16 protein-coding genes are annotated in these 13,854 nt (G+C 71.0%); 7 read left to right on the top strand and 9 right to left on the bottom strand.

Annotated elements, in window-relative coordinates; genetic code table 11:
• Both VFB40_RS19770 and VFB40_RS19765 read left to right on the top strand, forming a co-directional pair.
• The coding region (locus VFB40_RS19770; protein WP_324852800.1) for a hypothetical protein at window positions 1–792 on the top strand (792 nt) is incomplete at its 5' end.
• A gap of 120 nt (window positions 793–912) precedes the next feature.
• Window positions 913–1,689, top strand: a complete 777-nt coding sequence (locus VFB40_RS19765) for a glycoside hydrolase family 25 domain-containing protein (protein WP_324852798.1) — start codon at window positions 913–915, stop codon at window positions 1,687–1,689.
• A gap of 8 nt (window positions 1,690–1,697) precedes the next feature.
• On the opposite strand, the gene VFB40_RS19760 is transcribed toward VFB40_RS19765, so the two are convergent.
• A complete protein-coding gene (locus VFB40_RS19760; protein ID WP_324852796.1) occupies window positions 1,698–3,110 on the bottom strand; it encodes a class II fumarate hydratase in 1,413 nt (470 codons plus the stop codon).
• A gap of 30 nt (window positions 3,111–3,140) precedes the next feature.
• On the opposite strand from VFB40_RS19760, the gene VFB40_RS19755 reads away from it, so the two are divergent.
• A complete protein-coding gene (locus VFB40_RS19755; RefSeq protein ID WP_324852794.1) occupies window positions 3,141–4,349 on the top strand; it encodes a lactate 2-monooxygenase in 1,209 nt (402 codons plus the stop codon).
• A 9-nt stretch (window positions 4,350–4,358) separates the two neighbouring features.
• Here VFB40_RS19755 and VFB40_RS19750 read toward each other — a convergent pair whose 3' ends face one another.
• Both VFB40_RS19750 and VFB40_RS19745 read right to left on the bottom strand, forming a co-directional pair.
• Window positions 4,359–4,958, bottom strand: a complete 600-nt coding sequence (locus tag VFB40_RS19750; RefSeq protein ID WP_324852792.1) for an EF-hand domain-containing protein — start codon at window positions 4,956–4,958, stop codon at window positions 4,359–4,361.
• A 129-nt stretch (window positions 4,959–5,087) separates the two neighbouring features.
• The gene (locus VFB40_RS19745) at window positions 5,088–6,731 is read right to left on the bottom strand and encodes an acyl-CoA dehydrogenase family protein (protein WP_324852790.1); all 1,644 of its coding nucleotides are present in this window, start codon (window positions 6,729–6,731) and stop codon (window positions 5,088–5,090) included.
• Between the two features lie 172 nt (window positions 6,732–6,903).
• On the opposite strand from VFB40_RS19745, the gene VFB40_RS19740 reads away from it, so the two are divergent.
• Genes VFB40_RS19740 through VFB40_RS19725 form a run of 4 tightly spaced genes read left to right on the top strand, consistent with a single transcriptional unit; the run spans window position 6,904 to window position 9,999 of the window.
• Window positions 6,904–7,260 (top strand): DUF6317 family protein, encoded by a 357-nt coding sequence (locus tag VFB40_RS19740; RefSeq protein WP_324852788.1) that lies wholly within the window; start codon window positions 6,904–6,906, stop codon window positions 7,258–7,260.
• Window positions 7,257–8,630, top strand: a complete 1,374-nt coding sequence (locus VFB40_RS19735) for a WXG100 family type VII secretion target (protein WP_324852786.1) — start codon at window positions 7,257–7,259, stop codon at window positions 8,628–8,630. Before VFB40_RS19740 ends, VFB40_RS19735 begins: the two co-directional genes overlap by 4 nt.
• A complete protein-coding gene (locus VFB40_RS19730) occupies window positions 8,627–9,346 on the top strand; it encodes a hypothetical protein (protein ID WP_324852784.1) in 720 nt (239 codons plus the stop codon). The genes VFB40_RS19735 and VFB40_RS19730 overlap by 4 nt, the downstream gene beginning before the upstream one ends.
• A complete protein-coding gene (locus VFB40_RS19725) occupies window positions 9,343–9,999 on the top strand; it encodes a hypothetical protein (protein ID WP_324852782.1) in 657 nt (218 codons plus the stop codon). Before VFB40_RS19730 ends, VFB40_RS19725 begins: the two co-directional genes overlap by 4 nt.
• A 7-nt stretch (window positions 10,000–10,006) precedes the next feature.
• Here VFB40_RS19725 and VFB40_RS19720 read toward each other — a convergent pair whose 3' ends face one another.
• The 6 genes from VFB40_RS19720 to VFB40_RS19695 form a co-directional block, all read right to left on the bottom strand.
• Window positions 10,007–10,243: a ferredoxin gene (locus VFB40_RS19720; protein ID WP_324852780.1), complete on the bottom strand. Its 237-nt coding sequence runs from the start codon at window positions 10,241–10,243 to the stop codon at window positions 10,007–10,009.
• On the bottom strand, window positions 10,240–11,538 hold the full coding sequence (locus tag VFB40_RS19715; protein ID WP_324852778.1) for an NADH-ubiquinone oxidoreductase-F iron-sulfur binding region domain-containing protein: 1,299 nt from the start codon (window positions 11,536–11,538) through the stop codon (window positions 10,240–10,242). Before VFB40_RS19715 ends, VFB40_RS19720 begins: the two co-directional genes overlap by 4 nt.
• 5 nt (window positions 11,539–11,543) lie before the next feature.
• Window positions 11,544–12,161 (bottom strand): ferric reductase-like transmembrane domain-containing protein, encoded by a 618-nt coding sequence (locus VFB40_RS19710; protein ID WP_324852776.1) that lies wholly within the window; start codon window positions 12,159–12,161, stop codon window positions 11,544–11,546.
• Entirely contained in the window at window positions 12,158–13,150 is a 993-nt protein-coding gene (locus tag VFB40_RS19705; RefSeq protein WP_324852774.1) for an FAD:protein FMN transferase, read from the bottom strand. Before VFB40_RS19705 ends, VFB40_RS19710 begins: the two co-directional genes overlap by 4 nt.
• Window positions 13,150–13,449 (bottom strand): hypothetical protein, encoded by a 300-nt coding sequence (locus tag VFB40_RS19700; RefSeq protein WP_324852773.1) that lies wholly within the window; start codon window positions 13,447–13,449, stop codon window positions 13,150–13,152. Before VFB40_RS19700 ends, VFB40_RS19705 begins: the two co-directional genes overlap by 1 nt.
• Window positions 13,450–13,610: 161 nt before the next feature.
• Window positions 13,611–13,854: hypothetical protein (locus VFB40_RS19695; protein WP_324852771.1), on the bottom strand; the 244-nt coding region annotated here is incomplete at its 5' end.

The raw sequence follows: 13,854 nt of genomic DNA, 5'->3' as shown, positions 1-13,854 counted from the left end.
CACGACGCGTCCGGCATCGATTTGCAGATGGCTGTGCAGAACATGGGCTCGACCATGGTCGAACTGACCGGGGTCTCCATCTACCAGCCCGGACTGATCAGGTTCAGCCAGGCCGAGGAGGCGCCGGGCGTCACCGAGTTCGAGGTCGGCTCACCGCAGCAGTCCGCGTTCGGCCTCGGCACCGCGATCACGCCGATCGCGCTTTCCCCGCGGGATGTCGAGATGGTCACCGTCCCGTTCCGCTACGACTGCTCGAACCGCGGCGAGCCCGTGGTCACGCACACGGTCGGGCTGACCGGATTCACCGCACACGGCAACTCCCACTCGGTGCAACTCCCCCTGCCCCTCGACACGACGCCCTGGCAGACCGGCGACCCGCTGCGCACGGCGCTGTGCGATCAGCCGTCGCCGCAAGCGGATCTCAAGGTGGCGTACGACGGTTACGGCAACACGCTGATGGAGCTGACGCCGGTCTACTTCAACTACACCCTGACGCTCTCCGCGCCGCAGGCCACGGCCGTCACGGTCAACAGCATCTCGCAGGACAACCCGGGCATCAGCGCGACGACCGATCCCGCGCTGCCGGTCACCGTGCTCGACGGGCAGACCGTGCGGCTGAAGGTCAGCTGGCGGGTGATGAGCTGCGTCATCGCCACCTCGGTGCACTCGGCGGCCGGCGTGGAGATCACCGCGATGGCGAATCAGACCACGCAGACCTGGGACGCCGTGCTCGGCGCGCAGTTCACCAAGGATCTGGACGCTGAGATCAGCACCGTCTGCTCGGGCGGGTAGCCGCGCACCGACGCGCGCCATGAACCGCCACGCCGCGCTTACGTGTGAAAGAGGCATGCGAAGCGGAATCGTGGGCATGTTCGGTTCCACGCGTGCGCGACAGGACGGAGAGCCGCGATCGTGACCAGGACGATGTACGACGGCGTGGACGCAAGCAGACTCCCGGCGAACGCACAGCTCGTCGGCGGCTACGTCGACGGCGCGTATGCGTGGTCTGCCGCCGACTGGGCCCGGTTCCCTCGGTCGGTGAAGGTGCGCATCGCCGTGTTTTCGAGCACGAACGACGGCGAGGTCCTGGACGTCGAACCCGGCAACGCGACCCCGGCCGAATCAGTGGACTGGGTTCTCATGCGGCGGCGCGCCGGAGCGGACCCGACCGTCTACATGAACACCTCCACCTGGCCCACCGTGCGCTCCGCGTTCAGCGCGCGGAAGGTGGCCGAACCGCACTACTGGGTCGCGCAGTACGACGGGATCACCGCACTGCCCGCGGGCGCGGTCGCCAAGCAGTACTACAACAACAACCAGGCAGGCTACGACCTGTCCGTGGTCGCCGACTACTGGCCCGGCGTCGACTCGACGCCCGGCACCACCTTCGGTGCGAGTCTCAGGAGGAACGACATGCACGTCGACCTGAAGCTGAACACCCCGGTGGTGTTCACCAACCCGGCCGCGGCACTGGGCGGCACCTCGACGATGCTGCTGGCCAGCGACTTCGGCGACGCGACCGTGCGGGTCGCCACATTCAGCTTCAAGCAGCACGCGTGGACGGTGGTCGAACACACGGTCACGGCGAACGGCGGCGCGGTGAGCCTCTCGCTGCCAGCCGACACGAACAAGGTCTCGGTGAACGTGACCGCCGGGGACGTCCCGGTCGGCCTCGACGTACTCGCCTGACGCCGCGCTCAGCTCGGCGGGCGCGTCATCCCGAGCACGTCGAGCAGTTCGTCGAGCTGCTGTTCGCTGATCGCCCCGGAGTCGACGTGCCCGCGGTCGATGACGGCCTGACGGATCGTCGTGCCCTGCGACAGAGACTGCTTGGCGATCTTCGCGGCCTCCTCGTAGCCGACGACCCGGTTCAGCGGGGTGACGATCGACGGCGAGGATTGCGCGTACTCGCGCAGCTTTTCGGCGTTGGCTTCGATTCCTGATACACACCGGTCGGCGAGCAGGCGGGAGCACGAAGCCAGCAGTCTGATCGATTCGAGCAGGTTGCGCGCCAGGACCGGCAGGGTGACGTTGAGCTCGAACTCGCCCGAGGCGCAGCCGAAGGCGACCGCGGCGTCGTTGCCGACCACCTGGATGCACACCATCCGCACCGCCTCGGGGATCACCGGGTTCACCTTGCCCGGCATGATCGAGGAGCCGGGTTGCAGGTCCGGCAGCGCGAGCTCGCCGAGCCCCGCCCGCGGCCCGGATCCCATCCAGCGCAGGTCGCCGCAGATCTTGAACAAGGCGAGGGCGAGGGCACGCAGCTGGCCTGAGCATTCGGCGAGCGCGTCGCGCGCCCCCTGCGCCTCGAAGTGGTTGCGCGCCTCGGTGAACGGCAGGCCCGTGTCCTCGGCGAGTTGGGCGACGGCTGCGGCGGCGAATCCCGGCGGCGCGTTGAGGCCGGTGCCGACCGCGGTGCCGCCGAGGGGCAGTTCGGCGAGCCGGGGCAGCGCGGACTCCAGCCGCTGCACCGAGCGGCGGACCTGCGCGGCATAGCCGCCGAACTCCTGGCCGAGGGTGACCGGCGTGGCGTCCATCAGGTGCGTGCGCCCGGCCTTGACCACGTCGGCGAACTGCGCGGCCTTGGTGGCCAGCGCGTTCTCCAGCAGGTCGAGGGTCGGCAGCAGGTCGCGCACCAGCATTCCGGTGGCCGCGACGTGGATCGAGGCGGGGAAGACGTCGTTCGAGCTCTGCGACGCGTTCACGTGGTCGTTCGGGTGCACCGGCCGGCCGAGCCGCTCGGCCGCGAGGGTGGCGATCACCTCGTTGGCGTTCATGTTGGAGGAGGTGCCGGAGCCGGTCTGGAAGACGTCGACGGGGAACTGCTCGTCCCAGCGGCCGTCCGCCACCTCGGTCGCGGCGGTCCTGATCGCCTCGGCCAGGTCCGGCGCGAGCGCGCCGAGCCGCCCGTTCGCGGCCGCCGCCGCGGCCTTGATCCGGCCGAGCGCGGCGATGTGCGCCCGTTCCAGCCGGGTCCCGGAGATCGGGAAGTTCTGCACCGCGCGCTGCGTCTGGGCGCGCCACTTCGCATCCGCGGGGACAAGGACCTCACCCATCGAGTCGTGCTCGACGCGCATGCCCTCGTGCGCGGCGTCGTCACTGTCCATGCCGGTCACCTCCTCCTAGCATCCTCACCTATGACCGCTTCCGATGCTCCGAACCCGGTCCCCGCGAAGGATTGGTCCGCGTTCCAGTACGAGATCTACCTGAACGGCATGGCCGGCACGGTGCCGCGGCTGCCGACGGACCTCTCCCGGCTGGAGGAGGTCGCCGAGCGGCGGCTCGGTCCGGGGCCGGTCGGCTATGTCGCGGGCGCGGCGGGTGACGGGAAGACGGTGCGCGCGAACCGGGAGGCGCTGGACCGGTGGCGGATCGTGCCCCGGATGCTGCGCGATGTGCACCAGCGCGACCTGTCGGTGGAGCTGTTCGGCACGCGGCTGCCCGCGCCGGTCGCGCTGGCGCCGGTGGGTGTTTTGTCGATCATGCATCCGGATGCGGAGCCTGCGGCCGCGCGGGCCGCTGCGGCGCAGGGGCTCCCGTTCATCCTGTCCACGGCGTCGAGCACGACGCTGGAGCAGGTGGCCGAGGCGATGGACGGCGTCGCCGCCGGGGCCGAGCGGTGGTTCCAGCTGTACTGGCCGAAGGATCGCGAGGTGACCGTCAGTCTGCTGGCGCGGGCGGCGGAAGCTGGATACCGGGTGCTGTTCGTGACGCTGGACACCTGGCTGCTGGCCTGGCGGCCGCGCGACCTCGATCAGGCTTACCTGCCGTTCCTGCGCGGGGTCGGCACCGCGAACTACTTCTCCGATCCGGCGTTCCAGGCCGGACTGGCCAAGCCGGTGCACGAGGACCTGAACGCGGCGGTGCTGCACTTCGCGCAGATGTTCGCCGATCCGGCGAAGACGTGGGCGGACCTGGAGTTCCTGCGCGCGCACTGGGACGGTCCGATCGTGCTGAAGGGGGTTCTGCATCCGGACGACGCCCTGCGTGCCGCGGACGCCGGAATGGACGGTGTCGTGGTGTCGAATCACGGCGGCCGGCAGGTCAACGGTGCAATCGGCGCGGCGGACGCGCTGCCCGGGGTCGTACAGGCGGTCGGCGACCGGTTGACAGTGCTCTTCGACAGCGGCGTGCGCGGTGGGGAAGACGTGCTCAAGGCGCTGGCGCTCGGGGCTCAGGCGGTGCTGCTGGGTCGGCCGTACGCGTACGGGCTGGGGCTGGACGGGCAGGCCGGGGTCGAGCATGTGCTGCGGTGTCTGCTGGCCGAGTTCGATCTCACCCTCGCCTTGTCGGGCTACACCGAACCCGGCCAGTTGACGCCGGACGCGCTGACGCGCGAGCGCTGAGTTACTGAGTCACTGCTTGGCGGCGGTCGTCGCGGAGCGCTTCTTCGCGGCGGCCGGGATCGGCAGCGGACCGAAGATGAGGTTGCCGGGCGCCTGCGGGTCGTCGCTGGTGTAGAACTCGCGGATCGCGTTCTGCACCTCGTTCGCGTCCAGCAGGCCGTCCCTGTTGCGGTCCACCGCCTTGAACGCGCGCTCCGCGTCGTCCGCGCACACGCCGTACGCGTTGAACCAGGTGGTGAGCTCTTCGATGTCGAGCGTGCCGCTGTCGTCGGCGTCGATGAGGTCGAAGATGGTCAGCGCGATCGGGCCGATGATCCGGTCGTAGCCCTCCTCGGCCTCGACGATGACGCGCGCGCAGGAGGAGATGAACTGCTGGCGGGAGATCATGCCGGTCTGCTGCTGGTCCATCCGGCGGCTGAGCGCCACCCACAGCCGCAGATAGATCACGTGCACCTTCTCGTACTGCGGCGAATCCTTCGCGAAGTCGAAGGCGCGGCACACGCTCGCCGCGGCCACGTCGTAGTCGTTCGCGGTGATGTACCCGTCGCCGTCCATGTCGAGCAGTTCGAAGCGGCGTTCGAGCTTCGCCCGCTGGAAGTCGCTGAGCATGAGCACTCCTTGCTGGCCGGGGGCGCGGCGCGGTCGCGCCGCCGGTGCGACGGCCGCTGCGCGGTTCTCGCCCTCCAGTCATCCGGGTGCGCCGCCGGGCCGCATCTCCTCGCGGCCACACAGGTGACGTCAGGCGAGGCGAGGCTGGGCTCGGTCCAGGATCGTCTTCGTGTCGGTACCGGCCGGAAGCGTGCCGAAGGTATGGCCGCCATCGCCGGCCAACCGCGTCGCGCAGTAGGCGTCCGCGACGGCCGTCGGGGCGTAGCGCACCAGCAGCGAGCCCTGCAGCACGACCGCGAGCCGTTCGACCAGCCGCCGGGCCTGGAACTCGGCCTCCGCGAGATCGGCCAGGCCGGAAAGGTCGTCGCGCAGCCGGGCGAAGGCGGCGTCGAACCGCGAATCAGTACCCTGCGCGGTACCGGCCTCGGCCAGGAACGCCTCGGCGCACTCGGGCTCGCGGGCCAGTGCGCGCAGCACGTCGAGGGCGTTGACGTTGCCCGACCCCTCCCAGATCGAGTTGACCGGGGCCTCGCGCAGCAGTCGTGGCATCCCGGACTCCTCGACGTATCCGTTGCCGCCCAGGCATTCCAGCGCCTCCGCCGCCACGCCGATCGCCCGCTTGGTGACCCAGTACTTGCCCACCGCCACGCCGAGCCGGCGGAACGCGCGCTCGGCCGGATCCGTCGCGTCGAAGGCGGCGGCGAGCCGGATGCCGAGCGCCGTCGCCGCCTGTGATTCGACTGCGAGGTCGGAGAGCACGTTGCGCATCAGCGGCTTGTCGATCAGCGCCGAGCCGAAGGCCTGGCGGTGCGCCGCGTGGTGAACGGCCTCGGTGACCGCGCGGCGCGTGATGGCGGCCGAGCCGAGCACGCAGTCCAGCCGGGTCATCGAGACCATCTCGATGATGGTCGCCACGCCGCGGCCCTCGGGCCCCAGCCGGCGCGCCCAGGTGCCGTCGAACTCGATCTCGCTCGACGCGTTGGAGCGGTTGCCGAGCTTGTCCTTGAGCCGCTGCAGGTAGATCCGGTTGCGGGCGCCGTCGGGCAGCACCCGCGGCACGACGAAGCAGGTCAGGCCGTCGGGTGCCTGCGCCAGGACCAGGAAGAGGTCGCTCATCGGAGCCGAGCAGAACCACTTGTGGCCGGTGAGCAGGTATTCGCCGTCAGCGTCGAGCGGCGTGGCGGTGGTCGTGTTGGCGCGTACGTCCGAGCCGCCCTGCTTCTCGGTCATCGCCATGCCGCACAGCAGGCCGGCTTTCGCGGCGGGCGGCCGCAACCCGAAGTCGTAGATCAGGGATTTGAGGCCCGGGCCCCAGATCGCCGCGGCCTCGGGATCGGTGCGCAGCGCGGCGACGCTCGCGTAGGTCATCGAGATCGGACATCCGTGTCCTGATTCGGCGGTGCTCCAGGTCATGAAGCCGGCCGCGCGGGTCACGTGCGCCGCCGGGCCGCCGGACCAGGCCGCGCCGGCCAGGCCGTGCGAGACCGCCACCTCCATCAGGTGGTGCCAGGCCGGATGGAATTCGACCTCGTCGATGCGGTTTCCGTAGCGGTCGTGCGTTCGCAGCGCCGGCGTATACGTGTTCGCCTGATCCGCCCAGTGCAGGGTGCGGTGCGATCCGGCGAGGCGGCCGAGGGTGGACAGGCCGTCGAGGGCGGCGCGGCCGCCGTGCCGGTCAACGGCTTCGACCAGGGCGTCGTCACAGCCGAACACGTCGTAGTCCTGCAGCGGGGGCGCCTGGTTGGGCGCGATGCGGGCGTCGTTGACCGTCATGTCGTCAGTTTGTCACGCCGGCCGCGCGGTGTAGATCCACAGAGTAGATCCACAGACAGATAATCCGATCCTGCGGATTCGGTTCCGCGTCGTCGGGACGAGGGTCTAAGGTCTACCTGGGTTCCCCGGGCGAGGAGGGGGTCCCGCAGCCGAACCGGGGAGGCAAGACACGGTGGGAAGCTTTTTCCAAGTCGACCTCGACGTGCTCCAGCGCATGACCAAGACGCTGGGCGACGCCGGGGATCAGATGGAGTCCGCACTCAAGGCCATGACGTCGTCGCAGGCCGCGCAGGTGGGCACCGAGGCGCTGAACAAGGCCGCCGACGATTTCCAGCACACCTGGCAGTACGGCCTCGGCCAGCTCCAGCAGGCCATCAAGGAGACCTCCGAGGGCGTCAAGAAGGCGCACGACGCCTACAAGCAGTGCGATGACGGCATCGAGCAGGCCATGTCGAAGATCAACAGCCAGGGCATGGGCGCGATCGACCAGGCGGTGCAGGCCGCGGCGGTGCACGGAGGGGCCAAGTGAGCGCGGTCGCGGAAGACGCAACGACGTACCCGAATCTCGGCTTCAACCCGGTGCCGGGGGTGCCGGCTGAGGTGGAGTCGATGAGTGCGGGCCTGGCGCAGGCGGTGTCCTCGATGCAGGAGTCGGGGTCGCTGCTCGACCAGATGCGGGACGCGGGCAGCGGGGTCTGGCAGGGCGACGCGGGCGACAAGTTCCGCGAGCACTTCGACACCAAGGTGGTCACCGACCTGCAGCACGCGCACGAGTCGCTGAACAACGCGGTCGGGGTGCTCAAGAGCTGGCACGGCGACCTGCTCGGCTTCAAGGACGTGGCGGCGAAGCTGGACCAGGAGGCCGCCGAGGCCAAGGCGGCGGTGCAGCGCACCGAGGAGGCGGCGAAGCAGGCCGCGGCGAACCCGGACCTCAAGCTGGTCGGCCAGTACTTCGACTCCCAGCAGGCGCTGCAGGCCGCGCAGGCGCGAATAGACCAGGCTGAGGCGGCGGTGCGTGACGCGGGCTCCGCCGCGCAGAACGCGCGCGAGGAGCTGGACGCGGTCATGAAGCGGGCACAGGAGCTGGCCTCGCAGCACGAGGCCGCGGCCCGCAAGTACGCGCAGGAGCTGGAGCAGGCCACCAAGGGCCTGGCCCCGCACAAGCCGGGCTTCTTCAGCAGCCTGTGGAACGACTTCACCAGCGGCCTGAGCGCGGTGGGCAACTGGGTGAAGAACCACATCAACGTGATCCACTCAGTACTGTCCACCATCTCCGCGGTGGCCGGCCTGATCGCGCTGTGCACGCCGCCGCCGATCGACGCGATCGCGGGCGCCGTGGCCATCGGCGCCGGGATCGGCGCGCTGGCCTGCGACCTGGCCAACCCGAAGGTGCGCGATGCGGTCGGCGGCCTGCTGACCGGCCACTTCACCATGGACAACCTGAAGAACGCCTCCGCGATGGGCCTGGACGCGCTGAGCCTGATACCGGGCGGCAAGCTCGCGGGCGCGGCACTGAAGGACGGCAAGGTCGCCATCGAGGGCGCCGAGGCGATACCGACGCTGGCCGCGAAGATCCCCGGGCTCGCCCAGCTCGGCGGGGACGCGACGCGGGCCTTCGCCGACGCGGGGAAGGCCGGGGTCACGGTGCTTGAGGACGGCACCGAGGTAGTTAACACGGCGGGCAACGTGCTGCGTGAGGGCTCGAACCTGGCGCACGGCCTGAGCCTGCCGGTCAAGCTCGGCGTCGGCGCGGCGAACAAGATCTTCAAGTTCGCCGACACCGCCACCGTGGACGGAGCCAAGTCGCTGGCGCAGCTCTCGCAGAACCTTGAGCTCGGCTGGAAGGCCAAGTCCGTGGTGACCAGCCTGTACGGCGACGTGAAGCAGGCGGTCTCGTGAACGGCGTGGCCGGCATCCTGGACTCCGCCCCGGAGGCGGAGGATCCTGAGGCGCTCAACTGCTGGCTGGAGCTGCCGCCCGGCTACTTCCCGCTGCCGCTCGACGACATCGACAACGCCCTGGCCACCGCCGAGGCGAATCTGCGCGAGCTGGCCCCCGAGGAGCAGCGGCCGCTGCTGGCGGCGGTCGTGGGAACCCTCGGGGTGCTGCTGGAGCAGCTGCAGGAGCGCAACGGCGCCTACTGCGGCATCGGCTGGCACACGGCCGAGGACGGCGCGGTCGTCCCCTCCAGCCTTGTGGTCTCGATCCAGCCCTTCCCGCACAAGCGCAATCCGCGCCTGGTCATCAAGGACCTGATCGAGGCGCGGGCGGAGGCCGGCGAGCACGGCCAGGTCGACGTGGTGGACCTCACCCGCGGCCCGGCGGTGTTCTTCGAGAGCGTGCTGACCCTGCCGCGCCCGCAGCTGCCCGGCCGGCCGCCGAACGAGCAGCCGGACGCCGAGGTCTACCAGCTGCAGGCGCTGGTGCCGAGCGAGGACGGCAGGAAGCTCGCCGCGATCGACTTCACCACGCCCGACATCCCACACGGGCCGAGATTCCGGGCCATGATGGTGCTCATGGCCGACTCGGTGTCCTTCACGCCCCCGCCGGGGAGCGAGGAGGCCGGGGAGACGGCCAGGTCGATCAGCAAGATCCTTGGAGGACTCGCCCCGTGACCGGCTCGCTCCCGTCGTGGTCGCCGCTCAACGATCCGCAGCTGTCCGCGGACATCCGGGCCCGGCTCCAGCAGGGCGACCAGGCTGGGCTGCCGGATGCCCAGCGCGATGTGTACTTCCTGGAGCGCTACGCGTGGCAGGAGTACCCGGTCAAGTGCGGCCGCTGGCACGTCGGCGAGGCCTCCGCGGCGACCAGCGGCAGCCTGATGTCCGGGCCGTGGACGAAGCGGGAGTGGACGCCGGACCTGCGGTGGGTGCTGCTGCTCGATCCGGCCGGCCGCCAGCCGATCGCCGCGCACATCGTGCACTGGTGGACTGAGCAGGGGCCGGACAACCGTCCGTTCGCGCCGGTGAGCGTCAACACGGCGAGCGTGTGGTTCGCCGGGGATCCGCGGGTGTGCGGAATGTTCACCCCGGCGGGCAACGGGCACCGCGCCGTGTTCGGGTACCGGGCGGGCAAGACGGGGCTGAAGTCGTGGGCCGAGGGCCCGGCGCGCTTCGAGAAGGCCGCGCCGCTGCTGGCCGCCCAGCCGTATCAGGACGAGCCGTCGAGCGAGTTCGGCCCGTGGGTCGCGGACCACCCGCAGCAGCCGCCGCGGCCGAAGCGCTTCAGCCGCGCGGCGTGGCAGACCTCGACGCCGACGGAGATCTGAGCGCTGTTCAGCGGCGGGCGCCACGGTCGAGGCGCAGCGCGAGGGCCGGGCAGTCGGTCACCGCTCTGCGCGCGTCGGCGAGCAGCGGCGCGGGGATGTCGCCGTCCGCGATGATCGGATAACCCCACTCGTCCAGCGCGATGTGCTCGCCGAGTAGTTCGGCGCATAGGCCGTGGCCGCTGCACTTCGTCGGGTCCAGCCGCAGGCGGGTGGCTGGGGCAATGCTCGTTCCGTTTGTTGTCATCGCCAGTCCTCGTCGGTGCGCGGCGGGTTCATCGGTGAAGGCAAGGGGAGGAAGGCGCCGGAGTTGGGCGCGACGCACGTGCCGTGCTCGTGCCGCCACAGCTCCTCTTCGAACACGGTCAGGGCGCTGCGCACCAGGCGCATGCTCCCGTCCGGGTGGTGGCACGCGCCGCGGCGCTCTACCTGTCCCGCCCAGCGGGACACGTCGGCGCGCTCTCGGGGATGCGCGCCGGGACCGGCCAGCGCGGTGAGTGCGTGTGCGATGCGTGGCAGACCGTTGAGGCAGGGTCCGCACTGCCCGGCCGACTCGGCGGCGAGGTAGGACACGATCCGCGCGGTCTCGCGCAGTCCGCAGGAATCCACAGGCAACGCCACGAGGACGCCTGCACCGAGCGACGCGCCGTGTGCGCGCAACGCCGCGTTGGTGAGCGGCAGGTCGGCGACGCGATCCGCGGGCAGCCAGGTTCCGTGGTAGCCGCCGATCAGCACCGCGCGCGCCGGATAGCCGTCCAGTCCCAGCAGTTCCCGCGACGCGACTCCCGCCGCGGTCTCGATCACCTTCGGGGACGCGTTCGGTCGGTGCACCGTCGCCAGGAGGCTGCCTGGTTCCTCCGGCGTCCCGGCGCCTCGAAACCACCCGGCGCCGTAGCGGGCGATCAGGGCGAGATGAGCCAGCGTCTCAACGTTCTGCACGAGGGTCGGTGCGCCGCCGATACCGCGTTCCGTGACTCGTACCGGCGCATACCGCGGCAGCGCGAGGCCGCCCTCGATGCGGTGCACCACCGCGGTTTCCTGGCCGGCGATGAAGCGCGGCGGAGCCTCGACGACCGTGACCGGCACGCGATCGATGCCGGCGCGCAGCCGGTCCGCGACGGCCTCGCGCACCTGCCTCAGTACACGTTGATCGGGGTGCACGTACGCGTACGCCTGCCGGGCTTGCACCGCTTCGGCGGCCAGCTGAAGACCGTCGAGCACCAGGTGCGGGTCGGAGTAGAGCAGAGTCCTGTCTTTGTACGAGGCGGGCTCGCCTTCGGCTCCGTTCGCCACGACGACCGCACGCCCCGGGGCGTTGAGCACCGCTTCGAGTTTGCGGTAGGTCGGGAATCCGGCTCCGCCGCGGCCGGTCAGGCCCGCCGCGCGAACCTCGTTGATCACTGCCTGCGCCGAGCCCTGATACGCGGGCGGCCCATGCAGCGCGCGGTGCTGTTCCAGGGTGAGCGTCCGGCCGGCGAGCGGAAGGAGCCTGCGGGCGTTCGCGCCTTGAGGGACAGCCGTGTCCGAGGGCTGAGTCGTCATGACGTTCACTGCTGTCTACCCCCGCTGAGTTGTTCGAACAGGACGGAGACGCGCGCGGCGCGCGGCACCTCGTGTGGCTTTCGGCCCTCGCTCACCCGCCAGGCCAGCGCCGCGGCGACGGCGAGAATGCACCCGATGCCGAGGCCGAGCAGCCAGCCGCTCTGCAGGTCGGTGCTGCTGCCGAGGCTGTGCGCGATGGCCACCGGCCACGAGACGTAGGCCAGCCAGTGCACCCACCTCCAGGTGCGGTGCCCGATGCGGGCGCGCAGCAGGCTGGTGATGATCAGGGCGAGGATGAGGTCGAACCCGACGGTGCCGAGCCCGAGCCACAGCGGCTCGTACGAGGCGGCGAACGGGATGATCGCGTCCGTCAGGCGGATGTTCACGTAGCTGTCCGCGACGGCGCTGGCGATGTGGATCACCAGGAAGGCGACCGAAAGCAGCGAGAGGCTGCGGTGCAGGCCGACCACGGCGAACTTGGGCAGGCCGGGCAGCCTGCCGCGCTTCTGGACCGCGACGCCGAGCACCACGACGCCGGTCAGCATGATCAATGACACGATGCCGGTGGCTCGGCTGGCGTACCAGAGCGCCGTGCTCGATGTGATGCCACTGGCCGCGCTCATGCGCTGCGCTCCGCCCCGCTCGGGACCGGCGGCCAGCCGCCGGTGGTGATCACCCGGCCGTCCAAGTCCACCAGCCGCGCCGGTATCCCCTGCTGTTCGAACCGCGCGAGTGCGGCGCGGCCCCTGATGATCGCGCCGGTCGCCGCCACGTTCGCGGTGACGCAGTCGGCCGCGGCGACCGAGACGGTGCGCCAGATGGTCGGCGCCGGCAGTCCGTCGCGCGGGTTGAGGATGTGGTGCAGCACGGCGCCGCCGCGCTCCCAGCGCCGGGCCGTGGTGCTCGAGGTGGCCAGCGCGCCGTCGCTGAGCGCGACCGTCTGCGCCTGGCCGCTCGGCGGGTCGTCCGGATGGCCGGTCACGTCCTGGACCCGCACCCGCCAACCGCCGCGCGGCGCCGGTCCCGCGGTGGCGATGTCGCCGCCCAGCGAGACCAGCACCCCGCAGCGCAGCCGCTGCGCGATCCGGGTCGCGGCGCGGTCAGCGGCCCAGGCCTTGGCGGTCGCGCCGAGGTCGAGGCGGGTGCCCGGCGGCATGCGCAGGCTGCGCGAACCGCGGTCGAAGCTGATCCGCCGCCACCCGGGTACCGGCCGCGCGCTGAGCTTGATCGCCGGGCCGCTGGCCGCGACGAGCGCGAGGTCGCGGTCGTATCCGAGGGCTGACATGGCTTCGCCGACGGTCGGGTCGATGTCCCCGTCGCTGTCGCGCGCGGCGTCGAGCGCGACGCCGATCGCCTCGGTCAGCAGCGGGGAAAGGGTGACCCAGCGGCCGTCCGCGGCGTCGAGCGCGGCGAGTTCGGAGTCCGGGCGGAACCGGCTGCACGCCCGGTCGAGCCCGTCGAGGTCTGATTCGAGGATGGCGCGCGCGGCGGCGAGCCGGCCGGGGTTGGTGACCAGGACCCTGATTTGGGTGCCGATGGCCGTCCAGTCGCTCGCGCCGACGCGCGCCTCGGCCGCCGGGGCGGGCCGGGTGGTGGTGGTCGTGGCGCTCATCACGAACCCCCCGAGGTGGCCTGGGCGTTCTGGTTGGTGGACTGCGGGGCCTGGCTGGTCGAGCTGTTGTTGTTGGTGGTGGTCGTGCCGCTGTCGTTCGTCGTGCTCTGTGTCGTGCTGCCCGATGACGAGGTGGAGGAGGAAGTGCTGGAGGTGGAGCTGGACGTGCTGTGCGTCGAGCCGGGCAGCGCGACGGCGAGGGCGACGGCTCCGGCGATTCCGGAGACGCCCACGACGGAGGTGATGGCGTTCACCCGTGCGCGATCGCGCCGCCGGGTGCGCTTCGGCTGGTCGAACATCGCTGCTCCGTCCGCTTGGTCCGCTGATCGTTGCCGTATCGCGGTCCACTATCCGTGGCGCTGATGAGCGGCACGCTGGGCTGCGGCGAAGGGGAAGATGAGAAAACTCAAGGAAGTTGCTGAGAGGGCGCCCGCGACGGGGTAGGGCCGGGTTCTGGCGGCTAGGCGAGATCCCGCAGGACGGGGTCGAGGAACGCCTCGCAGGCAGCCTCGTCCTCGCACATCGAGCGGCTGAGCAGGACGTGGCCGTGGCGCACCCGCCGCGCCCAGATCCCGGCGACCGGAAGCAGGCTGATGCGCAGCGTGAACGGCACGGCCTCGCGCCCGTTGTCCTGCTCGATCCGGCGCACGAGCTCGCCGATGCCGAGGCCGACGCCCATGCGGCGCCCCGGCCGGCCTCCGCTC

Origin of the sequence: Actinocrinis sp., assembly GCF_035650855.1 — a bacterium.
In the GTDB taxonomy this organism is placed as follows: domain Bacteria; phylum Actinomycetota; class Actinomycetes; order Streptomycetales; family Catenulisporaceae; genus Actinocrinis.
The sequence above is the reverse complement of the archived record's forward strand: the minus strand, read 5'-3'. Positions and strand labels throughout refer to the sequence as shown.

Excerpts from the sequence above, each read along its gene's own strand:
- VFB40_RS19750 (WP_324852792.1), bottom strand. The coding sequence starts at position 4,958 with ATGCTCAGCGACTTCCAGCGGGCGAAGCTCGAACGCCGCTTCGAACTG.
- VFB40_RS19700 (WP_324852773.1), bottom strand. The coding sequence starts at position 13,449 with ATGTTCGACCAGCCGAAGCGCACCCGGCGGCGCGATCGCGCACGGGTG.
- VFB40_RS19760 (WP_324852796.1), bottom strand. The coding sequence starts at position 3,110 with ATGGACAGTGACGACGCCGCGCACGAGGGCATGCGCGTCGAGCACGAC.
- VFB40_RS19710 (WP_324852776.1), bottom strand. The coding sequence starts at position 12,161 with ATGAGCGCGGCCAGTGGCATCACATCGAGCACGGCGCTCTGGTACGCC.
- VFB40_RS19755 (WP_324852794.1), top strand. The coding sequence starts at position 3,141 with ATGACCGCTTCCGATGCTCCGAACCCGGTCCCCGCGAAGGATTGGTCC.
- VFB40_RS19745 (WP_324852790.1), bottom strand. The coding sequence starts at position 6,731 with ATGACGGTCAACGACGCCCGCATCGCGCCCAACCAGGCGCCCCCGCTG.
- VFB40_RS19715 (WP_324852778.1), bottom strand. The coding sequence starts at position 11,538 with ATGACGACTCAGCCCTCGGACACGGCTGTCCCTCAAGGCGCGAACGCC.
- VFB40_RS19720 (WP_324852780.1), bottom strand. The coding sequence starts at position 10,243 with ATGACAACAAACGGAACGAGCATTGCCCCAGCCACCCGCCTGCGGCTG.
- VFB40_RS19705 (WP_324852774.1), bottom strand. The coding sequence starts at position 13,150 with ATGAGCGCCACGACCACCACCACCCGGCCCGCCCCGGCGGCCGAGGCG.